The sequence below is a fragment of the Roseburia sp. 499 genome, from assembly GCF_001940225.2.
Classification (GTDB): domain Bacteria; phylum Bacillota; class Clostridia; order Lachnospirales; family Lachnospiraceae; genus Petralouisia.
In genome coordinates, this window is sequence record NZ_CP135164.1 from 2,358,726 (window position 1) to 2,383,971 (window position 25,246).

The 25,246-nt window shown below is 37.5% G+C and carries 16 protein-coding genes; all 16 read right to left on the bottom strand.

Features of this window, described 5'->3' with window-relative positions:
* Nucleotide 1: 1 nt before the first annotated feature.
* Nucleotides 2–3,535 carry an AAA domain-containing protein gene (locus tag BIV20_RS11670; protein WP_075720897.1) on the bottom strand — a complete coding sequence of 1,178 codons (3,534 nt, stop codon included), beginning with the start codon at nt 3,533–3,535 and terminating at the stop codon, nt 2–4.
* Nucleotides 3,536–3,554: 19 nt separating this feature from the next.
* On the bottom strand, nt 3,555–4,562 hold the full coding sequence (locus BIV20_RS11675; protein ID WP_075720898.1) for a transglutaminase domain-containing protein: 1,008 nt from the start codon (nt 4,560–4,562) through the stop codon (nt 3,555–3,557).
* A 14-nt stretch (nt 4,563–4,576) separates the two neighbouring features.
* On the bottom strand, nt 4,577–5,407 hold the full coding sequence (locus BIV20_RS11680) for a PP2C family serine/threonine-protein phosphatase (RefSeq protein ID WP_075720899.1): 831 nt from the start codon (nt 5,405–5,407) through the stop codon (nt 4,577–4,579).
* A 14-nt stretch (nt 5,408–5,421) separates the two neighbouring features.
* Nucleotides 5,422–6,174: a vWA domain-containing protein gene (locus BIV20_RS11685; protein WP_075720900.1), complete on the bottom strand. Its 753-nt coding sequence runs from the start codon at nt 6,172–6,174 to the stop codon at nt 5,422–5,424.
* Between the two features lie 15 nt (nt 6,175–6,189).
* The gene (locus BIV20_RS11690) at nt 6,190–7,488 is read right to left on the bottom strand and encodes a protein kinase domain-containing protein (RefSeq protein ID WP_075720901.1); all 1,299 of its coding nucleotides are present in this window, start codon (nt 7,486–7,488) and stop codon (nt 6,190–6,192) included.
* Complete coding sequence (locus BIV20_RS11695) at nt 7,488–7,994, bottom strand: hypothetical protein (protein ID WP_075720902.1); 507 nt, start codon at nt 7,992–7,994, stop codon at nt 7,488–7,490. The genes BIV20_RS11690 and BIV20_RS11695 overlap by 1 nt, the downstream gene beginning before the upstream one ends.
* 65 nt (nt 7,995–8,059) lie before the next feature.
* The gene (locus tag BIV20_RS11700) at nt 8,060–9,127 is read right to left on the bottom strand and encodes a leucine-rich repeat domain-containing protein (RefSeq protein ID WP_075720903.1); all 1,068 of its coding nucleotides are present in this window, start codon (nt 9,125–9,127) and stop codon (nt 8,060–8,062) included.
* 30 nt (nt 9,128–9,157) lie between these two features.
* Complete coding sequence (locus tag BIV20_RS11705; RefSeq protein WP_075720904.1) at nt 9,158–9,457, bottom strand: hypothetical protein; 300 nt, start codon at nt 9,455–9,457, stop codon at nt 9,158–9,160.
* A 2-nt stretch (nt 9,458–9,459) separates the two neighbouring features.
* Nucleotides 9,460–11,541, bottom strand: a complete 2,082-nt coding sequence (gene brxL / locus BIV20_RS11710) for a protease Lon-related BREX system protein BrxL (protein ID WP_075720905.1) — start codon at nt 11,539–11,541, stop codon at nt 9,460–9,462.
* 20 nt (nt 11,542–11,561) lie between these two features.
* Nucleotides 11,562–11,702, bottom strand: a complete 141-nt coding sequence (locus tag BIV20_RS11715) for a hypothetical protein (RefSeq protein WP_158024929.1) — start codon at nt 11,700–11,702, stop codon at nt 11,562–11,564.
* A gap of 16 nt (nt 11,703–11,718) precedes the next feature.
* On the bottom strand, nt 11,719–12,240 hold the full coding sequence (locus tag BIV20_RS11720) for a hypothetical protein (RefSeq protein ID WP_075720906.1): 522 nt from the start codon (nt 12,238–12,240) through the stop codon (nt 11,719–11,721).
* A gap of 13 nt (nt 12,241–12,253) precedes the next feature.
* Nucleotides 12,254–14,797, bottom strand: coding sequence for a BREX-1 system phosphatase PglZ type A (gene pglZ, locus BIV20_RS11725; RefSeq protein WP_075720907.1), 2,544 nt, complete (start codon nt 14,795–14,797; stop codon nt 12,254–12,256).
* 184 nt (nt 14,798–14,981) lie between these two features.
* A complete protein-coding gene (locus BIV20_RS11730; protein WP_075720908.1) occupies nt 14,982–16,457 on the bottom strand; it encodes an RNA-binding domain-containing protein in 1,476 nt (491 codons plus the stop codon).
* Between the two features lie 65 nt (nt 16,458–16,522).
* Nucleotides 16,523–17,923, bottom strand: coding sequence for a hypothetical protein (locus BIV20_RS11735; RefSeq protein ID WP_242939830.1), 1,401 nt, complete (start codon nt 17,921–17,923; stop codon nt 16,523–16,525).
* 45 nt (nt 17,924–17,968) lie between these two features.
* Nucleotides 17,969–21,619: a BREX-1 system adenine-specific DNA-methyltransferase PglX gene (gene pglX / locus BIV20_RS11740; protein ID WP_075720909.1), complete on the bottom strand. Its 3,651-nt coding sequence runs from the start codon at nt 21,617–21,619 to the stop codon at nt 17,969–17,971.
* A gap of 25 nt (nt 21,620–21,644) precedes the next feature.
* The gene (gene brxC, locus BIV20_RS11745) at nt 21,645–25,235 is read right to left on the bottom strand and encodes a BREX system P-loop protein BrxC (RefSeq protein WP_075720910.1); all 3,591 of its coding nucleotides are present in this window, start codon (nt 25,233–25,235) and stop codon (nt 21,645–21,647) included.
* Nucleotides 25,236–25,246 lie beyond the last annotated feature (11 nt).

Consider the following 25,246-nt stretch of genomic DNA (forward strand, 5'->3'; position numbering starts at 1 on the left):
ACTATATCTCTTCCGGCTTTAAAAAGTGCCCACAATTACATCTGATATATGGACCATACTTACCTAATCCACCTCTCAATTCACCGCCGTCCTTCTTCGGGCATTTTACATTATGTGAATTGATGTACCAATTCATCAAGTCAACTGTAAGATATTTCGTCTCTTTGCAAGCTTTATTGGAACATTTTAGATATGCTGTTCCCCGAGCATTTTTAGCAAGCACCATATGACTTTTACATGCCGGACAAAATTCTTTTTTCTCAATAAATGCTCCAAGTCCGTAATTTGATATTGCTCCACTATCAGCAGTATTTCCACTAATTGCAGCCATTGTACCTTTTTTCTTTACTAATTTTCTTGTATTTTGACCAACGACAATGGTTTCTAATTCCGTTAAAGCCTTAATCATGTCGACTGTATTTTTCCCTTTAATTCTTATCATCGTATGTACGACAGTAATCATGGAAGTGGTCTTGTCAACTTGAAATTTCCACTTTGCTGTAGGCAATCCATACCATGCAACCTCATCATCAATAACAATAAGCGGAAATGTTGCATTTTCCGTTCCAAAACAGTATTCCTTCCATTGTCCTGGAAGATTGGCATAATCATTGGATTTCATTTTAATATCAATGCCTCTACTATCTGCATCATCCAGTATTTCAAATACTTGATTTTCAGTTTCCCTTAATTCACCACTTGGAAGAGAAACTACTGTCTGCCACTTTGCCTTTCTCATATCTTGCTCGAACATTGCAATTGCATCTTGTTCATTCATAAAGATATTAATCATCCTACCAGGATTTACCGCCTCGATGTATGGCTGAAGTGTTTTATCATGGTTCTCTATTACATGATGCTTTCCATTCTTAATATGCTGTAATAACTTATAGAACACATGATTTGTACCCTTAAAGACATTCTCCCAGAATCTGGCATTTGCAACTGTAATTACTTTTCCCTTACCTCGTGTAATTGCTACATTTATCAATCGTGCTACCTGGTTACGATCTTTTCCCATCAGATACCCTACAGCACTCTTTGGATAACTCTCTACTGCATCAAAAACTATCACATCGGATTCTGAACCTTGGAACTGATGTACTGTTGCACAACTTACAGTAGTCGTCCCTTTTGCATAATAATCCTTTATCATTGCACGGATTAATCTTGTCTGGGCAGCATATGGGGTGATAATTCCAATGGTATCAATATTATTCTGCTCTGCCTTAACCGCAGTCGAAAATGAAATAACAGCACTAAGTATATTGAATCTGGAACCATCTGTGTTCTTATCTGCTGCACAATATGTTCCGGCAAGGTCTATTAAGTTTAATGCATCCCCCGGCAATGGCTCACTCTTAATAACAGCATCTCCTTTATGTAACACAGAAGGATGATCCTTTAAGAGTCGGTTATAAATGAATTTATTTGGAAATTCTGATATTGCCGGTGTCATTCGCCTTTGCTCATTCAGCATGACAAGCCAAGGATGCCAATACATATTTCCCTTACCATCTACTATCTGTAAATAAGAGAATATGTCCACCTGCAGCACATGTGCATCCGGATTCTGAGAAATAGGTGCCAGCTGTCTAAAGTCACCTACACACATAAACTTTTCTTTCGCCAATGCTGCTGCCGCTATTACCTGCGGTACATATGCCATCGAAACCTCATCAAACATTACGAGGTCAAATTGTCTCTCTTCAAACATTGGATCAACCGTTGCTCTTGAAATAGTTGTACCAATCACCTGTGCTCTCTGCACATATCTTCTTTCTTCTTTTCTTATCTCACTGCGAAGTTCTTTGATTTTATGCTCGACTTCATCATACTCTTTAGACTTCATGCTATTTTTGGCACGCAATTCGTCTCGTTTTGCAGTCAAATGATCCAGCTGCCTTGCATAACTGTCGCACTTGCTAAGTGTATAATTAAAGGATGTTGCATATGGATTCTGAGCAAGCTCATCATCTCTTACATATCCGAAACGCAAAATCTTTCCATCCTCAAGATAAGACTGCATATCCGTATCCAACATCTCAACAACTTTCTTGATTACACCATCCACTGATACATTACTGTGAGATACAATAAGAACAGATTTGTTCTGAGCAATATACTTCTTAGCAATCTTTGCCATTGTATATGTCTTACCGGTTCCGGGAGGTCCCCATACCGTTACAATATCATCTGTTTCCAACTTTCTTTCTACAGCCGGTTGTCCTTTCGGTACACTGGCAATATCAGTATCTGTAGATAAGTCCGGACCTTCTTCCATGATTTTAATTGCAAGCTTATTGATATTCGGATTAAGAGAGTTCATTCTCTTATCCAAGGCTTCAAGAAGCTTCCATGGTTCTACCATCAAATGAGCTGAACTTACCTTATCAGTGAGATCCCTGTCTAATAACAAAATCATCTGAAAATCTTCACATGATAAAACCGTACCAACTGCTCTAAGACCTCCTACCGTTTCTACCACCACCGGAGCATCATCCGGAAGATGTAGTTCTGTTTCCATCTCGAATGAATATGTATAGATTCCCTTATCACTTTTATTTAATTTGATTCCGTTGACAATCTTGTATTTCTTACCTTTTCCTAATTTAAGGAAATGAATTTCTCTTCTTAATGCATCGGAATATTCCTTTATATCAGAGGAAGTATATGCAGGTTGTTCATTCGTTGCTGAAACATTACTACCCTCCACCGCTATAGGATTGATATTCTTAACTACGTTATCCATCGTCTTGATAAGTAATCCAACAATATCAATTGTTCTGTTATATTCTTCGTCTGTCATCTGACATACTGCTACCTGCATCAACATAGTTGTCTTAGATATGTTAATCTTATATGATGTCGTAATCCTCTTATGATTACTGCACAGGAAAACAAATTCAATAGTTGCTCCGCTGACATAAATTTTTTTATCCTCTACAGGAATACTGATTGTTACACTCTTTGACTTATCATGTGTCAACAATTCATAGTCCATTCTTGAAGAATGCATTGTCCCAAATTTATCAGTAATAATGCATTTTTCAAGCACGGTATCAACTTCCTCGCCTTTATTGATATACATAAACTTAAATGATGCGTCTACCCGATCTACAAACTCTTTGATTACAGGTAAAGTCATCTTGAAATGTGAGTCATTGAAGTTTTTGGATATAACAGGCTGGTATGGACTCTTTACCTCTGTGTTGACTCCTTTATCTACAAATGCTAATCGCATAACTTCAAGAACATTTTCCCTGACACTACTCTCTATCGCCTGTGCCATCAAAAACTTATCAATATTAGAAAGTCCCATTTTAAGCTCTCTTTCACTCTTAAATGGGACTCCCTTCATAGCCTCTCCAAGCCCAGCCTGAAAAAGCATCTGCATAATATTCTTTTCGACTGAATAATCAGCTAATAAATCATTGCACAATGCGGCACACAATTTTCTGTTCTGATATATTTCATATCCATATTCATCTGTTATCTTCTCAAATATCTTTACAAGTTCTGTTGTATGCCACATAATGCTCACTCTCCAATACTTAGTATATTCTGATCCAGTAAGTTCCAACCTTCTCATTTGGAATCTGCTGGACTTTAACTGCTCTGCTCTGTCCTCCTGCTGCAATCTTTGCAACCATACCTGCAAGCTCTGACTGTCTTAGTTTCGGAAATAAACCATCTATCCGAAAATATAATTTATTCCGACCTTGCTCTATCTCTTGTGTTATATATGCTATCAGCTGACTTCTACTTCTAAATGTCAGCCTGTTTCTTTCAAAATAATTATCTTTTAATGAAATGCATTTCGGCATCTCATCTTCAAAACTATGTGTCTTGCTTATAATTTCATCTGTAACATTGAAATAATCATATGCAATTCTTCCCTTGGAAGCTCCGATATCCCATGTCACATCCACCTGATAGGGACTACCATCAATATCAATAACATTCCAAGCATGGTGTTCTTTCTTACCACTTGCCTCTGCTTCCCCGGTAGCCACAATACACTTGATATCTACTGCATTCAGCAATACTTTTACAGCTTTGGCAATTCCCTCACACTGGGCTTTCTGTTTTGCAAAAACTCCTACAATATTATGTGAGAGAACTACTCTAGCTGGTTCGTCCATGTCTGCGCCTTTAAAATCATATTTCACATTTTTACAGAACCAGTCATGGACTCTTACTTCTTTCTCATAATCTGTGCCTTCTGTCAGTCTTAACTGTGCAGCCAGATTATTCACTGCATTTTCTATGTTACGGTTGTACTTTCGGACAGTTTCCCTGCTGTAAAAATACTGTGGACAGATTGCTGTATGACCAAATGCATCCGTCGCCCAGTTACACGCAGATTGATTGACATAGTATATCAACGGATTATCCCTTGTCATTGCCCGAAATATTTTGTTGAATACTTCTTTTGATATCTGTCCCTTGATTGGAATTGGAATGACATCCTCATGAGCCATCAGTCCATTATAGAAAGCCTTGTAAACCGCCTGTTCCTGCTTATTCAGTTGTGCATAATAGTAGCGGTCTACAATCACATCCGCTTCCTCCTTTATTTGTCTACATAAGCCATAACCACAGTGACATCATCACCGCATCCAAGCTCACTTGTCTCCTTGAGCCACTTTTCAAGATTATCTCTTACTGCCTCGTATCCATGCTCGCCAATCATTTTATAATACTCTCTACAGGTTTTATGGAACTCCTCTTCGTTCACAAAACTGTTGGAAAATCCATCTGTCGAAAGCATATATAAATATGGCACATCATCTGCTGCATTCTTTCTCCTTACGGCTGCTACCGCTTTTCTCCATGCATCCAGTTTGGATAAAGAATGTGTCTCTGTGCCAAGAAATTTCTCTGGCTCTACCAATGGAGAAATCTCATCACCTGTAATATAGTTAATATCTCCATCACCAATCTGAAATGAGAATACAAAGGTATCTGTAATCAGCATACCCAAAAGTGTAGTTCCATACAGAGAGTAAACCTTTTTCCAGTCGGTATTACCTTCTTTGTCTAATACGCTGTCATCTTTGTTCTTATAAAATGATTGTTTTACTCTTGCCTGCCATTCTTCACATATATCCTGTGCGAAGCGCATATCGCCTTCTCTGTTCAGAAATGTTACCAGATTCGTAAGACCATCCTTTTCTTTTCCATAATTGAGCAGATAATTTTTCATTACTGTGCAGAAAGTATTTACCGCAATTAAAGAACCTCTGTCGCTTCTGGGGCACTTTGAGCTGCCATGTCCATCTGCTACAGCTATAATCGTGATCTTATCTGAAATTTCTTCTATCTTGCAGTTATCCTGAAGAGGTAATCCATTTTTTTCGTGAGTAGCGCCTTTTACACTTTTGCCAAATACATAACGCTTCATGAAATCCCTCCTTTTTACCAAACTGCTCCATCGTCAAAGTCATCCGGACTAGGAATATTACTCATATCTATAACAAGCGGCGCTCCTCCATTTGCAGGTGCAAAAGGCTCTCCACTGCCTGCAGGTGTAGATACTGCGTCAGCATTCATAGGTTTGCTTGCTGGAGCGGATACCATAGATGCAGTTGTGGACGCCCATTTAATCATCTTTGCAAGTGCAGCTGCATTATTTGCCTGTAATATCAGTTCTTTGTTACCTGTGAAGTCTTCAAGTACATCATCATCTGCATCGGAACCGATAGAAATCGCAATCTTAACTGCTTTCTTGAACCAAGGAAGTGCTTTTAACTTATTCAATCCATCCTTGTAAGAATCTGTTGGCTGTCCATCAGACAATAAAACAATTACCGGCGGCAATGCTCGTGTTGGCATTGGTGGAATAGAAAGCTGTGCTGCCAGTAATTCAAATGCTTTTCCCATCTCTGTTACACCATTTGCTTCCAAAGGATTCCATGAATATTCCTCAACCGGTACAGGCTTTGCAGTAAGCCAGCTTGCCCCGGATGAAAATTGAAGTGCCCTAATAAGCAGCTGTGCATTTGGGTTATTATCCGCAGCTGATGCCATCTCCGGGATACACTCCTCAATAGCTGTATTTACCACTTCCATCTTTCCGTCATAAGACATTGAACCCGAACAATCCACTACCCAAAAGAAATGAATCGGTCTGCTTGCCAGTTCTCCACCTGGTCTTTGTAAATCTGCCATAACAATTTCCTCCTTTTACTTGAACTCTCCGACTGACTCGGAGAAATGTATTTTCACGCCTGCTGCAATACCTGCTGTTTTTCCTACTTCAACAGGAATTTGTGTTCCATCCGCTTTTTCATAAGTCCAGTTTAATTTATCTTCATTGCGGATTCCCCATAATGCCGGATTCTTTGGATTCTGAACTACTTCTCCAACTACTGTTTCCATATCAAAATCACTATAAATGTGATGATGTAACAGCTTACTGTTCTGATTTAGTACCACAGTATTCTTTCCAATCACAATCCTTGTTGGTACTTTCACTGTCTGCTGACAATTCCAACATGTATGTGCCACACCATTTGCTTCCAGACTTTCATCATAGAAAACACTTGCACCACAAGTGCATTTCATCAACCCACTCATCATATTTGCAAACAGGTTCATCCATTCAGGCTCTGTTACTCGCTTGCTTGGATTATTAAGTCCGACTGTAAAAGATTTGATAAACAGCTGACGTAACTGTTCCGGATATAACGGCCAATAAATATTGGCGTTATCATGGATTCCCGGTACTGGTCTATTTGTCTTATTATCCGGATCAAATATAAAAATAGGATCAGTTCCATAGAGCTTTACTCTGGCTGCCATATCCATACACTTGATACTGGCTTCCTGCTTGCCTTCCAATGGGTGATTTACCATAAAGAGGTAAAACAGCAATACCGCTAATGAATATCTGTCTGTATCCCTTGATGGTCTCGCTTCACCTCTTACGATCTCAGGTGCCATAAATCCCGGTGTACCAAGAACTCCTCCCGGCTTGCTGTTGCCATATGATACATTATCATTGTCGCAAATCAAGACATCTCCGTTATCCGGATTAAAGAAAAGATTTCCAAATGAAATATCCTGATACTTTGCCCCGGCAATATGTAGATTTCGATATCCTTTTGTAAGGTTAAATGCTGTCCTGCATATAACATAAAATGATGGATTTACACGATTCTTCATCAAATCCACTATGCTCTTATAATTCTTTGGACGAAGCGGCATGATATATCCAAACAAGTTTCCCTGCGACGGAACAATTAGTTCCATCGGCCAGAGAAACGAACTATCCGGTGCTCCCTTTGCAATAATCTCTTCCAATAATTTCTTCTGCCGTGCTGTAGCACTTCCCTTGAAATACCATTTCAACGCATAATGCTTTCCATCACATTCCACATCATAGACTTCGCCTTGTCCACCGGCACCCAGAAGATTCACTACAGTATACTTATTTCCGCTTTCCGAAGTAAGTATTGTTCCGTTTTTTAACTGTCCCTCCATTATGGAATCTGCCTCCTTTGCTTCACAAGCTGTAATACTTCATATAATAGATTTCCATCATCAACATACATATTGTATGTTTTACTGCCAAACTGCAGTTCACAGGCATCTACATACGGAGTTACCGCTGTTAGATATCTATATGTTTTATCAAACCCCTTTTCAGAAGCTTGAAATACGATTCTCTGATTAGTCACATACAGGATTCCCCGATGCTGTACAAGCTCACCATGCTCAATAGGCTTCGCCACACCCACATTCCAACGATTGCCTTTTAACAATCCAGGTGTACTGTGTCCCACATGCCGGTATTGCTTTACTACCTTGATTTCAAGGTTGATTGCTTTATCAATATAATGGATCTTCTCACCACGCTTGAGAAATAAGCTGTCTGTATTCAATATCGGTAATCTTCCTGCACGAATCTCATTCTTAGCCGCTGTAGGAAGTATGGAATTTATCTTAGGTGGCTGATTATTGCCAAATATTGCATCCAATAAGCCCATACATATCACCTCTTTCCTGTATTCTATCGTAATTTCATACTTTATGTGTCGCATCGCTGGCGACATTACACCAGCTGGTACTTAATCTTATTCTTCCTGCAATACTGCTCAGCAAATGAGCCAAATGAACATTGCACGATAAACATCTCATCCGTTCCCGTAAAAGCATCCTGTCCGATTTGCTGTACACTGTCCGGAATCACAATAAAGTCAAGACTGGAGCAGCCGAAAAATGCTCGTTCACCAATCGCATTTAGACTTTCATGCAGCTCCACCTTCTTCAATCCACTACAATTCATAAACATCCGATCAGTTATCCTTGCAATATTATCCGGTATCTTAATATGCTCCAGCGATTGGCACTCTGCCAATAAATCATCACCTATCCAAAATACACTCTTTGGAATATCCAGTGTCCGTAAACCTGTTCCTTTAAAGGCTGCATCTCCGATTGTCTTAAGCAGTATCGGCAAGGAGATTGATTTTAAGCTGTTACAATTCTCAAATGCTGAGTTTTCAATCTCTTCTACGCTGACTGGCAATACCACCTGATGTAATTTCTCACAATCAGAAAAAGCATTTAAACCTATGTATTTAAAGCCTTCCGTCAGAATTGCCTCTTCTATGGAAGATTTGCTAAAACTGTTATCCGCAATCTCTATAACATTTTCATTGCCAGACCTATTTTGAAATATAATCGTCTGGTTCTTATCTCCACGGAATCCGGTTACAGCCAGTCCGTTGCCTCTGCGACTTTTTTCATATACAAATAAATCTCCATATGATTTTCCCGAAGATGACTTATTATCTTTTATCGCCGGACCACCACCCTGCTTCTGCACTGATATGTCACAGGCTTTTCCCAATACTTTATTACCATAACAAGAACACCATACTGACACAATCCAATCTGCATTCACTCTGCTGATGCCATAGTCATCCATCAACTGCTTCACATACCGGAAAGCAAATGTATTATTGAGCAGATTCGCCTTCTGAATATCCTGTGCAATTCCCATGTTGTATGCCATAAGAATCAGATTGATATTCTTTGCCTCTTCCGGAAATATATCTTTTACCAATGCAGTAAACTGTCGCTTATCATCTATTGAATTTTCATACTGTCGAAGCATTGCTTCAAAATCCTGCTCAAAAATACCTCATCACCTTCTTTTTTTTCCATATGCATGTTTATTATCACTCCAAAACGAATGATACTTCATTTCTTCAATCTTAGACTCCAATGCTATTGCATCATTTATTCTCTTTTCTTTCAGCACATTTTGACAATTTGGATCATCCTTAATAAGTACATCCCATACTTTCCTACCATCAATCTGATACGCACCATATAACTTTTTTTGAGTAATAAGACACTGCTCCTTTATTATCTTTGAAATAAGATATTTGCTCTTCTTACTTCCCGCAATTTTCACAGCGCAAGTCCATTCTTCAAGGTTCATAATTATTCAACTCCCAGTGCCTTATATACTGCTTCTTCCGGAGAAGAATAAAATATCAGACTGAACGCTCCAACTAAGTCAGATGGTACAGTTCCAAGATCTGCTGCCGATGTGATTGGAAGCAGAACTTTTTTTGCTCCACTATCAAGGCATACCTGTAATGTACTTGCTAAATCTTCTACCTTAATAAGTGTTCCACCAATACTAATCTCACCAAGTACTGCAAGACTGCTAATTGGAGGCTTACTAAGTGCTGCCGATGAAATAGCAATCAGTGTAGGAAGTGCGAGATTTCCTGTCATTCCAAGTCCCTGCATATCCTGATAATTGATGATGTAATCCTTAGTTGTTGTACTGATATTTCCAGATATTGCATTGCCGTTTGCCTTCAGATAATTAAATGCTGTATTGGTTGCTTCCTTCGGCTCTTTTCCGGAACCAATACCTGTGCAAGTCAGCTTTCCATTTCCCGGCATCATCTGTGTTTCCAGACGATAGCAGCCTATCATTCCAGTCTTTGACTTTGATACTGTATATAAGCATCCCGGCTTGCCCATACCTTCAGGAATCATCTTTCCGCCGCCCTGCTCCGGTACGGATACAAAATGCTCATCAAAACTATCATTGTCTATGTATGAGAAGTTCACATCATAGAACTCCATTCCACCAATCTTCTTAAGCTGTTCTTTTACTCGTCTACGAAGTTCAAGTGAAATATCCATGATCTCTGCAACTTCTTCCTTGCTGACTTCTCCATCCGGATAAATCAATTTGATAAATCCGGAAATCAGCTTACGAACCGCAATTGCATCTCTCTGATTTAAATTATTTCCTAATTTGAAATACTTCTCTGCTATATTGCTGTAATTATCCTTACGAAGTTCACGCATGAACTCTGATAGATAATCTGTGATAAATCCATAATCATTTGTAAATGAATCCGGTCTATACTTAGGAATCTCCCATCCCGGTATATATGCATGGAAACGGTCAAGGAAAGCAGTATCCGTACCCATTTCAGGAGGAAATGGATCAAACAGGCTTGATGTCTTCTGCAAAGTCTCCACACTCTGATTGATATTACCTACAAAGACCATAGATGCCTTTGCCTGTATCTCAGCCTTGCCACGGGAAAATGCACCTGATGCCATGTATCCCTTCATAATCTGGATACCATCTTTATCCTTAAACTTGATACCAGCAACCTCGTCAAATGCTACAACATCCCACATTCCGACAAGACCTACTGTATTGTTAGACATGTTATAAAACAGATTTGCAACTGTAGTCTGTCCTCCGGCAACAAGGATACTGTTTGGAGAAATCTGCTCATATATGTATGATTTACCTGTAGAACGAGGTCCTAATTCACACATATTAAAGTTGTTCTCAACAAGTGGAATCATACGGGCAATCAATAACCATTTAGCTCTGTCAGAAAGCTTGTCCGGTTCCATACCAGTAGAACGAAGTAGAATATCCATCCACTCTTCCTTTGTAAATGCCTTACGACCATTCTTTACCTCATCCATATCCACATGTGGCATCTGAATCGGTGTCAGCTTTCTGATGCGGATAGGCTGTGTATTCTTCTTATCTTCTTCAATAAACTCATAGTCAAGCTGAAGAATACACCAGATACCTCCACAAAGCAGGCGGTCATAATCCTTCACATAGTCAGCACTGATAGGAATATTCTTAATGCCGAGGTTAGAGAAGGTTGCCTCGTACCGGTCTTCCTTTGTATTAAGAACTACTGTAATCCTGTCAATAACTGTATAGCTTCCTCTCTCTCGAAGAAGTGACAATATCTTCTGTGCTTCATCCGGGCGAACATAGTTATCACGCAGAATACGCTTAACATTGTCTACTCCCTCATCAATAATCTCTGGATCATCAGAATTACAATACTGACCGAGAAGATATTCCAGTACATATACCGGAACATTTGCCCCTTCACGGATTGACTTTGTTAAATCCTTACGAACAATACGACCATCATAATATTGGCGGAGCTTTTGCTTTATGATTTCTCGTCTATCGTCTGTTTCTGATACACTATTGTATTCATTTATCTCATTCATGCTAATTTTCTCCATAACGTTTAATTTGTACCTTGAGATTTCTTCTTATTATTGTCATTACCATGATACTCATAGGTTCTTCTTACAGTTGGAATCTCTTTTGGCTTAATATCCTTTATCGGGTTTTGTTTCACTTCATTATTTTTCTTTTCTTCTCCCATAAAATAAATCTCTCCTTTACATTTTAACTATTGCTACCAAAAACCAAATTAACATTAACGCCAATGCTATATAAAACCATCTCATTGACCATCTAATTAACACAACCTTATTATCATTGACTCTTGATAAATCTTTTTCTACTTTTCCAACCATATCTATCCACTGAATATTTCTTTGAGCCTCGCTTAACGAATCCTCATAATTTTCAACAACAAATTCCTTTAAAACTTCTATGTGTGGAAAATCTTGCCTCTCATATCTTTTTTGAGCCAAGGTTGCCAATACTAAACTAACCACCAATGCAATTGTTATGGTTGAAAAAACAATCAACAAAAAAGCATATGACCAGGGTTCTCTATATTCTACAGCAATAGCTGCAACCATAAACAGTGCCGCTGATGTAAACGAAAAGGCTGTTTGCATTTGCGAGGCTTGATTAATTAACGAATCTTCTCTTCGCAATTCATCTTCATATTTTAATAATGCAAGTTCCTTAATATGTGCTGTTATATCCCTCTGTATTTTATTTTCTTTCATATACTGCATCACCTTAAAATCCAAAATCATCAACAAATGCAATATCAATCATAAACCCATACTGCTGCAAGATATTCTTCTCATCATTTGCATCCGCCAACACAAGATAATACTTGTCTCCATACTTATATTCTCTTGACTTCAAAGTAAACTTCTCATGGAATGTTCTCTTCTCCGGTGCATCTTCCCTACTATTGGCAATCATAGGCACATCAAATGAGATTTTTTCGCCATCTTCCGTAGTAAAGTAAGCCACAATACTTCTTGCTTTCATTGTGTCTGTGACTTTCTCTGTCTGAATGAAATCAAAATATGTGATAAGGTTTGTCACCTTACGGGTAACAGATGTAAGGACAACATCCACATAATCGTATGCCACACCTCTGGTATTCGTTGTAAGTTCAATGACTGGAATCATCATCTCCTGCAGGGATGTACCACCATGTACATAGTTCTGTCCACCTCCGGCAACCCTGAAAATATCTGCTCCTACTGGAGTATCTATATAAAGTTTATTGAAATATGCCATTGTTCTTGCCATGATTCCCTGCTCATTTACTGCATCTTCTGTAATAAGGAATCTCTTGTTTGTGTAAAGGCATTTGTCCTTTGGATATGTAACTTTATCAAACTCCTGTAATCTGTCTCTCTTATACAAAAAGCCATGATCCGCAGTAATGAAAAACTTTGCCGCTGATACATCGCCAATTAACTGTTTTATTAAATCATAAATCTCTGAAATTGCTTCTCTGCATGCATTAAACACTTCATTTTCACTAGCTGGCTTGTCCCCTCTAGCATCAACTTGATTATGATACACATATACAATATTTTTATTTTGAAGCAATTCTTTGGCTCTGTCTCTTTTTCTAAATATCTCATCGAATGAAACCGCAATATTTCTTTCATTATAAGATTTCAGAATCTTATCCTTTTGCTCCATACTTGCACATGCTTGTCCATCAACAGTCACATTCAAGTTGCCATCCACCTGCATCTCTTTATGTGGAAGCAGACTTGCCATTCCAACCGAGGTCACAGAAGGCAGACAGCTAAGCATACACTCCATCTTTGGTGTACACTTCTCGTCTAATTCCAATCTGCTGAAAAGTTCCTTTGCACACTCATATCGGAAAGCATCAGAAATAATCACAATAACCCTCTGCTTTCCATCGTAGCCTCTAAGATAATGCTTATAGAAATCTTCCTGCTTAGGCAGATCTGTAGCATTCATTACCTCATTTGTAAAATTTTCATTCCACTTCGGTGTTATCTTCTGCAAATATGTATTCGCATAGATATTCTCTACTCTCTGTCTTACATCAGAGAATTTACTGTTATCTTCAATCTGGTCATATGCATAATAAAACCATCTATAATATGAATCTATCAAATAAGACTCTTTCTGATAATTTGTAACCAATGTCTTAATATCACATGAAAATTCCATAAGTGATACAGACTTCATCATCAAATACGCATACTTGATAGTCGTATATTCATTCTTGTATCTTTCGCTATAATGATATGCCTTGGACATTCTCTGGTCAGCTACCTGAGCAATATTAAGTCCATCAATCTGTGCATCTAAAATCTCATCATTTAACTGCTCCAATGCCCAATCAATAATAATGTCATCTAACCCTGCAAAAGCATCACATGCAAAAATATCAGACATCTGGAGAGAACTGTCTTTTTTCTTCTCCACGTCTTTCTTTAATCCATCCTGTATTCTTGTTACAAAACGTAATGACTTATCTATTCTTTCTACCAGTTTGTCATAGGCATCCTGATAATTTACATTGTCCATGATATTACGGATAAAGACTACAACATCATTGCGTTTCTTAAGAATATAGGACCTCATTGCTTCCGGTACAGTAGCTTTTAATGTAGATGATGCATATGTTAATATCATACAAGCAGACAAATCATCTATATTCGGCTTTTCAGATTTATATCCAAAGAATTTTTCGCAAAGTTCCCAGAACTTGTCGGTCAATCCATTATCATCCAATGCCTTAAAATACTTCTCATTGTCACCGAGCATCATCTTCTTAACTACTTCCTCAAAATTTGGAGTCTTTACATCCGTGAGTACAGCAATCAAACCAATATCAATTGTCTGAGCATTGTAATGATCAATTCCAAGTTCCTTGAACTTCTCAATACGATGTTTATTTTTCCAGAAATTAGCATACTGTGATAAATGCTCCTTAAAACGATTATCAATGCCAATCTCCTGAGACATCTGCGATACCCTGTCTGTATAATAAGGTGTTGAATAATAATACATATCTGCAAGCGGATTCTCTGCATCACTTGGCTTTGCAAAGGCTGCATAGACAAGATATTTGCTCTCTTTGTTCTCTTCGTTTAATAAATACTTTGAATAGAGCCAGTTTGTACCATCAAGAATATGCAGCTTTACATCACCAAGCTGCAGTTCCGATACCTCATCCTCGTATTCACCTTTATCATCAAACCAGAATATGATTCTTGTCTCTGACTTGGCAAATTCTGTATTTAATTGATCCTGTATGTTCTGTAAATCCATATTTCACCTTCTAATCCATTTGTGCAGTTAGTCTTTGCATAAATATTTTTATTCAGCCTATGCTAATAAGTGTCCGATAAATGGCCACTATCGGTCACTTATCGAACACTTTGTATCCGATAGTCCAAAAAGTGTCCGATAGTGTTCAATAAAGTGTTCAATAAATCGTAAGGCAACCTCTAAATCACATATATTTAGTTGCCGGTCCATTTCCAATCTTCGTAATCAATCCTTTTTCTATCATCTTATCAAGCAATTTTCTTGCTCCTGTCTTTGACTTATAACCACCTATATCAGCAGCTTTTTGAGAAGAAATACTTCCATTCTGCCTAATATACTCAAGTATTTTATCTTCTTTTGACACAGCAGTTGCTTTTTCCTGATTTGTATTCTCATTTCTGATATCAGCAGCTCCCGGAATATATACCACTTGTCCAACTTCAAGCTTTAATGTTACCCTGTCATTGCGCTCTGAGAAATCAAATTCCGGTTTCTTCCAATTTTGTTCTGCCCATGCTGTCATAATCTTATCGACACCACTTCCGGCACGCTCACCGACATTTACAAAACCAAACATTTTTAAGATATTCGGATTTCGTGGATCACTATTACCACCTGCATAAAACTCTTCTTTTGTTACTCTGATAGTACCAGGATTGGAAATACTAAGTTCCTTACCCTTCTTTAAAACAAGGATTCCTCGTCTACCATAATAATTTGCATGTGCCAGCGCATTTGCCAATGCTTCTTCCAATGCATCATGCACATCCACTCTATCTACACGATATCCATCTCGTCTATTTGCAAACGGAACTGCTACATCATCGTCCATTCTGGTACGCACCTTGCAGAAAAAGTCATATATATTACCGCTCCAATCACCTTCGTTAGAATGTGTCCGGAATAACCAGCGCACGGCTTTATCATCACATTCCTCACGATAATCCAGAAAATAATTTGGAAAAACCTCAGTAATATGATAAGCCTCTCCAAAGAATAAAAGTCCTGCTATCGTTGGAGATAATGTACCATTCTTATTCTTTGCTGCTGCCCTTAATTTCATAAGGAACTCGTCATTTTCCAAAGCATTCCAAGGATGTCCACTATGGAGCTGCTCAAAAATGATTCTATAACCTTTTATCGTATCCTGATTCAGCACATCTAATCCGAACTCATCCAGCACTTCCACATCCCCAGATACATCTCTCTGATCTGCAAACATCGCACGGACTGCCTCTTCGGTACAAAGAAAGTCACCTTCATAATCTCTTTTATAAGTGCCTTTCATTGGATCTGTCCCAATATAAACCGGCTTATCGTGTCTGTCTGCCGCTGGAACATCAATTCTTAATATTTTCTTTTCTTCAACAACTACAGGTCTGACATGATGATTCAGTAAGATGTTCTTTGATACCTTATTTCTGTCATTCAATGTACTCCAGAAATCCTTTTGATATTTAACAATCTGCTTATCTGTCAGTCCTTCAACTGTAAAAGAATCTCTGTGTTCCCTAATTCCAAGCAGAATCGTGCCACCATTTGTATTCGCAAAAGAAGAGTAAGTCTCCCATATGCTCTCAGGAAGTCCACCTATTGCCAATTTACATTCTCGCTCATGGTCTTCTTCAAGATTCAATTTATTCAATATTTCATGATTCATCTATAATAAAAACCTCCTGCTTATGATTTATTCACAACTTCAGTCCTTGTAAAAACTATCAATTTTTACTTTTTGCTTGCTGATGTTTGTTTTTGAGAATCTATGATAAATAATTTAGGCGGATTCTCCCCATTTTCCAGCCTAGACTTATGAAGGCTCTCAATCTTATCATCCCGTACAGGATTTCCAACTTTAACATATACAAATACTCTCTGTGTAGTACCCTCAGCTTTTGCATACTCTTCAATTTGATCTTCGTATCCATGAATATAATCAGCATTTGATGAAAGCTTTATCTCAATAACAGTCTTATCATTTCCTCTGCTCATTTTTAGATCCACTGGACCAGGACCTTCATTTGCTTCGAATGCCATATCTATATTATTTTGTGTACAATAATACTTTCCTGAAAGATGTAAAAGTCTTTGTAATGATTTTTCCCTTTTGCTTGTTGATGCTGACAGTATTTCATCCCAGCCTCGATTGTTTTCGATCCAATCTCTAAATATTGAAAGAACTTCTATGGTTGCTTCCAAACTACTCAGTTCTCTTTTCGCAGAATGTGAAAGTATATCAAATATTCCCTCTCTTTTTATCTGCTTAAATGTACTTGCCACCAAATATTCAGCATTACTTTCAATTTCATATGGTGCTATCGTCTGTGTACGATAGTTTTCTATCATCCTACCACATCGCTGAGAATCTTTGAAAATATGTTCTTTCAAATATTCCTTCTTATCTGCCGAACACATTTTTCTCCATTCTTTTCCAACCGCCTCATTTACCTCATCACGAATTGCTTGGTTTTCTTGAATCACTCTATCAATATCGCTCCAAGATTCTGCTATTGGAATCTCATGTAGAACTTCTTCCGGTAAGTAAAGAAGTTCACATTTTTTATATGGGTTAATTGCAATTTCCCCTTGAAATTCAATATTGGGATATTTCTCATTATTTATGTTCAACTTTCTATTTATCTCTATCGTATAATTTCTTATATCCGGCAATATAATAGTTGCTATCATGTCACTCAGGCGATCTGCTGAAACATTCTTTTCAAAAAGCCCTACAAGTTGGAATATTTCCGGCTGTTCTGAACCAGATTTAACTATATCAAAAGCATCATTTATTACTTGTTTCGACAAAATCGGACCAAACCCTGCATCAATTCCAGTTTCTGATACGCCAAGATTAATTCCACTTACTCCAGGGAAATGAAAAAGTTCCAGTGCAGCCCTATATAGCTTATCACCCTTACTTTTGGAAGAATCAAGCAAAACCATTATTTTACGATAGAAGTTATTAATTCTTTCATAAGAACCTTGAAACTCTGGCGTTTTATTTACTTTAAGTCTAAGTAAATTAATAAAAAATGGACTATCTCTATTAATTATAGAATCAAATACACCAAGTTCTTTAAATTCGTTATTCAAGTTCAAAAACTCTGTAATAAAAATATCTTCCATATATAATCCTTTCCAAATATAATTTTGCTTAATTTTAACAACACATTATATCTTTGCCAGCAAATCCACTTTCAATGCTTTCTTACCTTCCTGTGCAACTTCCACGCCTTGGAACTTCGCATAATTTACCTTTACACCATCATCCAGGTCAATCTCAATTCTCTGATTGGCTACATGGGCAATGGCTTCATCATATATCCTCATCTCTGCAAGCTGTTTAGTGTACTTTGTTACCGCCTTTGTGGCTTTCGATTTCTCTGATGACGATGTCGCATTGTCAATCGTATACTGTGCACTCTGCATTGCAGTTTCTACGTACTTCTGCGCCTTATGGAGATAATCTGTTCTAACTCTACCGACTGTATCAGCATCATATCTGTGTATATAAATTAAACATTTAAATGCATTATTCTTTCCAGAACTAAACAACCAATATATTGGTCTTTTCCCCGAAGTAGATACAGAATTTGTGTTACAATGATAAGTGTAAAACTCGTTTATAAAATAATAACGAATTTTTTCCCTTGCTGTATTTCCTTTCGTTTCCAAGACTTCAGATATATAATAGAGATTATCATCTAATACATTATATCCGTATACAGATATAAGCCATTCACATAATCTACTCACAATATCATCAGCAAAACATTCTTCATCTGTTATTGGTATAATTCCATATTCAGCAGCCGAAAAACGAGATGATTTATTTTCAATCCATTCTCCTCCAGCAAAATAAATGCCTTCCTTTTCAACTGTATATCTACCCAACATACATCCAACTGCAAATGACAACAAATTCTGTATGCATTTCCTTTTTTCAGCCAAATGAATTGTTACTTCTTTTTCATCAACACTTGCTGAAACGGAATTGCTCAAATTAAAAGCATTAATGAATATATCGTTTATTCTTTCTTCATTTTCCTTTACTTTATTGAACCTATCATTGCATTCCTTTTCCCATTTTCCATACATATCAGAAATAAGAATATTACAACCCAATTCATTTTTACATGGTACTAAAGGGTCTCCACGATAATCCCATGAATTTTCAAATGAATCCCAATCTTCTTTTGACAATCGTATACATTCATCTACAAGTTGCTCTACTTCTGTTTCATTAATTCTATCTATTACATCAATAGGCAAAGCTGCTATAGTTCCTGGTGGAAAATTAATAGTGGGATTTAAGATTTCCAAATAATTCCTACACACTATACTGTTCAAATAACCTAACAAAACTTTATATCTATCACTATATAAAGCTAGCCCTGCCATATTAGGAATGTATCCTTGAGGCATATACCTAAATGATGTTTTTGCAATGGTAATACGTGACCATGTAACACCTTCCTGAAAGTATTTATCTTTGCCCGTCAATGAAGCTTTCTTAAATGCTTTTAATTCTCTACCATCTTGCTCATAATTTAGCACCTCAAAATTATTGCCATACCACTTTCTGAATTCACCACCTTTTGTATGCTTAATCCATTTAGCTCCACTTTCATCTTTTATGTTTGTTTTATTTATATCTACTTCCGTCCAATACCGTATAAATCTTTCGTTATCACCTGTTTTAAGTCCTTCCTTCACATATGCTATATCTGATATTTTTAATCCGCCAAATGCCGATATCATTTCTTCATTTGCCCAATATGCCAAATTCATTTCTGGAACATACTTAAATATATTTTGCTTTTGTAAAAATGTGGTTTTATTATCTGCTAATAATTGCAATTTTCTTTCTACATCTTCAACGGCACTACTAGAAGAAAATAACCTTTTATAGAATCCCTCATATTTTTCCACTAACTGCCCTTTTATTACAAAACTTGTTGTTCCAAAATCTGCCCCAAAAACGCCTCTTCCAAGATGTAGCATATTAATAATAGTATAATTTTCCAAAATTAATTTTCTAAGTTGTGCATAACTTTTTATGAACATCCAAACTGGTATATTAATCATAGCTAAATAGCCTTCTGGCTTAATTGAATGCAAGTAGGATTCCATAAATACTGTGCTCATATCATTTTTTGAGCTAGGATAATTCATTTTCAACATTTCGCTTAATTTATCATTCATCCCACCATTTCCCATATACGGCGGATTTGTCACAGCAACATCATATTTTCTATTAAGAAGCAATGAAACTTTGTAAAATTCAAACAATTGTTCTTGTGTTTTAGTAAGATGTAATGTTTCAAACGACACTTGTTGTATTTCTTGCATATCATTTATAAAATCATATAGTAACGTGTAATCTAAATTTTCTATTCTGATTATCGAACCATACTCTTTAGCATCAACAAAAGCCATTAGTAATTTTCTTATTTGAGATAATGCCTTGTCTCTCTTTTCTGCTAACATGGTGACTCCAAAAAACTGCAATTGTTCCTTCTTAAACTCATTACTTTCACTTATTGGAAAAACATTTAGTTCAAACTTTTCCTCCTTAAGCAATGTCAGAAATCTCCTATTTACCCCTCTTCCTTTCATCATTATCGCAAAATATGCCAACTGATATGCTCTCTTATCTATATCTATTCCATGAATATTATATTTTACAATCTTTAAAGCAGCATCTCTCTTATCATATCCGGCACTTTCATAGATATCCATTAGCACATCAAACATCGCAATCAAGATATGTCCACTACCCATACAAGGATCAATGCAGCTAATTTCTGTTGGCTTTAGATCTTTGTATGTAGTTCTGATTTCTGCCAATTTTATATTCACTTCGTCTTCTTGCTTTGCTTCTGGAAGATAATATTTCCAGCCAAATTTCTCCGCTGTTGTCTTTTCATCTGTACTTGGATCAACTGCTCGCAAATGTTCAATCCAGATTCTACCTACAGAGTTTTCAACCATGTAACGAACAATCCAGTCAGGAGTAAAAAGCTGTGTTGCTGCAGGTATTCTCTCTTTTGTGATTTTTACATTCTTTTTCAATTTAGCAAAAGTATCATCTTTTAATTCTGTATTGTAATACTGATATAGCCATCCTATAATCTCCACCTGTCCGGTAGGCTGTCCATCTTCTCCAATTGTATTTACATTAAAATCTTCTTCTGGAATTCCTCTCTTTTCATCTACAAGCATACGAATTACATCATCTTCATTCGTAAATGAGATGTTAAGAAGCATTTCTGTATAGTCTTCTGTCTCTTCAAAAAGTCCCGGCAACACTTCATGAAGCAGGTTACACTGTTTGATAAAAAGCATTCTGAATAAATCATCAAGCCTGTTGTTCATCTTTGCATCAATGATTTCTTCTCTCTCTTTATCTGTGAAATCCCAGTCAATTTCTGGAGCCATAGTTACCACATCTGGCTCATTCTTTCCCTCTTTTTCAGAAGAAAGCACACGAACTCTTACAGGATACATATAGTCGTTTACTTCCATAAAACGGATAGCACAGATTCTGTTAAACCATGTATATGCCACTTCTTCCACTACCGCTTCAAAGCCTCTTGCATGAATCTGGTCTACCAGTTTTCTTCTCTGCTCACACTGTTTTTTGTTAAGTGTTACCTCTGTTCCTGCCGCTGTCTTGTATACCTCAAAATCTGCACCTTTTGTAATTGCTTCACTGCAATTATCCGGTGTAATTCCAAGCATACCAGCTTTATCCGTAACGGATGCTATCAGCTTATTTCTTGCATCTATTGCAAATTTCTTAATTGCATTTTTGTTCATGTGCTATATCCTCCAATCAAGCTTATCAGCTCAATGTAATTATTGTGTCTTCTTCCAGTTCATTCATCAATTTCTGCTTCATCTCGGAAAGGAACTTATCAATATCCTGCTCGGTCTCAATCGAATATGTTCTAGCCCCTGCCACATTGCTGATAGAGACATTCTTACGTCTCTTTGTCTTTACTTTAGTCGGTACCGGAGTAGGTTCAATCGGTTCTTTACCAGGTACTATCGGTGCAACAGGTGGTTCCGGTGCAGGCTGATGTGCCCTCTCATATTCATCTATCTCATCCAGACACTTGATTTTTAAAGTGTCACTTTCCAGCTTGATATTCTTAATTGCAGCGATATCACTAGATGTTCTGAGTTTCTCCCAGATTTCATCAAATCTCTGATTGATACGAGGACGGAGTACTTCCGCAAATGGCTTAGTATCCAATACTTCTTTCACTTTAAGGAAGTCGTCATGTACTAATGGATCCATGATAGCTGCTTCCTTTTCAAGCAGTCCCATATGAAGTTCTTCAAATTTCTTATTTAATTCCGGTAATCTCTGAATCTTACCGAAAGGCTTGCTGTCCTTCACGATAGTCTCTATCTCTTCGACTACTTTTAACAGCTCCTGGTCACTTACATAAGTCTTACTGTTGCCAAAATATGCAAGATTCTTCACTGCCTCTTCAAAAATTTTTCTCTGGTCTCCCTTAAAGAAATCAAATACAGGTGCAGTATCTTCTGCATCATCAAGTAGGTCATCTCTCTTCATATCTACTGTCTTGAAGAACTCTGTAGGCTCATTGATATCAAGGATTTCTGCAAGTCTCTTTCTTGCCTCTTCCATCAGTCGCTTACAAGGATATTTCGGATTGATTCTGTATTCTACAAGGATGTCATCGTATACTTCAACTTTATCCTTCGCTCTGTTCTTGAAGTTGCTCATGATTTTGTCATCATCATCACTGGATACAGTAAATCCAAAGTAATCCTTCATAATTTCTTTTGCAGAACGAATCTGTCCGTCCGTTGCTCTTTCTCTGATGTCTATCAAGAGTTTCTCTACATATTCACGCTTTGTAATATATCTGACCAGTTCATCCTGATTCGTTGAAAGTAATGACAGGCTCTGACTGTTAAGAGTAAGGGACACTCTTCCCAGCTTGAACAACATTGCAACAAGCCACTGCACATCCTTTGGATCAAATCCATAAGGTGCTGCACCAAACTTATCCTGTAATGACTTAAGGGATGTCTTCATATGTCTGGCATTATTTAATCCGATTACCTGTACCACTTCCTCTAAAGCAAGCTTATTCGGTGTGGTATCACTTGTGCCAAGGAAACTCATCTGACCATCGTTATGTTTAAAAATGGCACTAATATCTGAAAGCTCAGGTGCTGTCTCCATATAGGTGAGCTTATTGTATTTCATTGCTACGAGCTTACCGAGTGCTTCATTGATTCTTGTTGCCGGCTCCTTAGCTGAAATGGTAGCCTTATCGCCATTTACATAGATGTCGGCATTCTTTAATGCATCCTCAATAAAGATTCGGATTCTGTCCTTCTTCTCAATACGCTCATCCTCTTTTGCCCTACGGATGCTGTCAAAGCTGCCTCTGGCTCCGGACGCATTTTTGTTAAGGAATTTATATATCTTGATGGATTCTGTAATCTCATCAAGAAATGTACTGTCATTTGGCAACTTCACAATCACACTGCTTTCCTGTGCAGAAAGCAGACGAAGTGCAGAGTCTGCATAATCTCCGCCATAAGGTGTAATAACTGTCACTCCGATATCGTTAGACTGATTGCCCTTGAAGAATCGGTCATCCACCTTCTGGTTGAATGGGAATAAGTAACGACTGCTATAACGGTATTTCTTCTCCGTATAGATTTCCTCGAAGATAACTGTAGACGCTTCTCCGATGATTTCTCCCATCTCTACTGACTCATTATTGATAGCATTATTGATTTCCTGCTCCTCATTTGTCAGGAAAATGTATATTTCACCATTCTTCTGTACAAGTGTCTCTTTAATCAGTTTCTTTAATGACTCCTCTATCTTAGAACGGACTTCAATTCTGTCATCATCAATATTTGAAATCATAAGTGTAGTAAGATTATCTACATTTGCCTTAATTTCCTTGACATATTTAATCATAAAGAGAACTTTCAAAAGCTCTACATCGAACTCATCAAGCTTACTATTATTCTCTGCATCTGAGATTACCTGACTGTGCTGGTGGTCAATAAACTTATGCAACGGATCATAGAAGAAGCTAAACGGAATCAATACCCCATCCTCTTTATCCATTACTCTGATTGCCGACTCCTGAAACAGTGCAAGCATAGAACGTGACTGATCCGACAAATGCTTTCCACTTGCGCCATGTGTTCTGACCGCAGTAAGTACCTGTCCTAAAAGATTGAACTGATATGGTATAAACGGATAGCAGTCTGCAAAATCTGCCTTATCTGCATACAGCTTCTTGTCTGCTGTATCCGCTGTAAATGTAATAAGATTCTTGATAATTGATTCTTTCTGCTCATAGAGCAGTCTGAGTGTCTGTGTTGCTGTATCATTCTTTGCAAGCACACGCTTACGGATTACTTCGTCAACATTGGATGCTGAAAGAGAAAGTCTCGTATCAAAACGTCCTTGAATCTTAGAGAAGTCATTTCCCTTTGTCTTTGTAATAGAATCAATATCCTCCTGACTTGTTACGATAACCCATGCCTTACCTTTGCAGGCTGTTCCAAGGTCTTCTACAATTGTCTGGAGGTTGAGCATAAGCTGTGTGTCATCTGCAATATATTGACCGATTTCATCCACCAAGAAGATAACATGATGATTCGGTCCTTTCTTTGCACAATATTCCTGCACAAGTGATACGAACTTCTCGATACTGAGGTCATAGCTGCCCTTTGCATTCTTGCACCAGTTGCGGGCTGCTTCCTCACTCATGAAATCCATCTCGACTAATGTCTTTACTACTTTATCCTGAATAACTGCAAATGCCTGTCTCTTTTTATCCCAAGGTGCTCCTGCATTCGCCTCGAACTTCTCTTTGAACTCTTCAAATCTGCCCTCGTTATCCAACTGGCGTTCAAATTCTGCAAGATAAGGTATTGAACCACAATAACCCTGCATCTCATTGAACACTTTCATAAATACTTCAACGATAGCCTCCTTACCGGAGCCTACCTTTGCAGAACCCTTTGAATCAATATTAAAAAGCATGACGTCTGACTCAATTGTTCCAGCCTTTGTCATCTCTGCAATAAGCATCGGATCTTCTATCTTCTTACCATCTGTAAAATACTCAATGGCTCTTTTACCTTCTACTGTGCTGTTTTTTAATAAATAAGACAGTATTTTTAGGAAGTGAGATTTACCACTTCCAAAGAATCCGGAAATCCAGACACCCATCTTATCTGTATATCCATCTACACCCTTTTCATAATTGTTGAAGAAATCTCTGAAATGCTTCAGAAGTTCCTTTGTCACTACATATTCATCTAATTCCTGATATACATTTTCTTCATCCGACTGACCTACTTTAATAACACCCTTGATGTCACGATCAATCTGCTTTTCAAACATATTTTTAATCTGCATTGTATTTCCTC

Coding starts and splice junctions, on each gene's coding strand:
- BIV20_RS11690 (WP_075720901.1), bottom strand. CDS start 7,488: ATGGAGGGACAGTTAAAAAACGGAACAATACTTACTTCGGAAAGCGGA.
- BIV20_RS11685 (WP_075720900.1), bottom strand. CDS start 6,174: ATGGCAGATTTACAAAGACCAGGTGGAGAACTGGCAAGCAGACCGATT.
- BIV20_RS11700 (WP_075720903.1), bottom strand. CDS start 9,127: ATGCTTCGACAGTATGAAAATTCAATAGATGATAAGCGACAGTTTACT.
- BIV20_RS11715 (WP_158024929.1), bottom strand. CDS start 11,702: ATGGGAGAAGAAAAGAAAAATAATGAAGTGAAACAAAACCCGATAAAG.
- brxL (WP_075720905.1), bottom strand. CDS start 11,541: ATGAATGAGATAAATGAATACAATAGTGTATCAGAAACAGACGATAGA.
- BIV20_RS11695 (WP_075720902.1), bottom strand. CDS start 7,994: ATGGGCTTATTGGATGCAATATTTGGCAATAATCAGCCACCTAAGATA.
- pglZ (WP_075720907.1), bottom strand. CDS start 14,797: ATGGATTTACAGAACATACAGGATCAATTAAATACAGAATTTGCCAAG.
- BIV20_RS11730 (WP_075720908.1), bottom strand. CDS start 16,457: ATGAATCATGAAATATTGAATAAATTGAATCTTGAAGAAGACCATGAG.
- brxC (WP_075720910.1), bottom strand. CDS start 25,235: ATGCAGATTAAAAATATGTTTGAAAAGCAGATTGATCGTGACATCAAG.
- BIV20_RS11705 (WP_075720904.1), bottom strand. CDS start 9,457: ATGAACCTTGAAGAATGGACTTGCGCTGTGAAAATTGCGGGAAGTAAG.
- BIV20_RS11735 (WP_242939830.1), bottom strand. CDS start 17,923: ATGGAAGATATTTTTATTACAGAGTTTTTGAACTTGAATAACGAATTT.
- pglX (WP_075720909.1), bottom strand. CDS start 21,619: ATGAACAAAAATGCAATTAAGAAATTTGCAATAGATGCAAGAAATAAG.
- BIV20_RS11680 (WP_075720899.1), bottom strand. CDS start 5,407: ATGAAGCGTTATGTATTTGGCAAAAGTGTAAAAGGCGCTACTCACGAA.
- BIV20_RS11720 (WP_075720906.1), bottom strand. CDS start 12,240: ATGAAAGAAAATAAAATACAGAGGGATATAACAGCACATATTAAGGAA.
- BIV20_RS11670 (WP_075720897.1), bottom strand. CDS start 3,535: ATGTGGCATACAACAGAACTTGTAAAGATATTTGAGAAGATAACAGAT.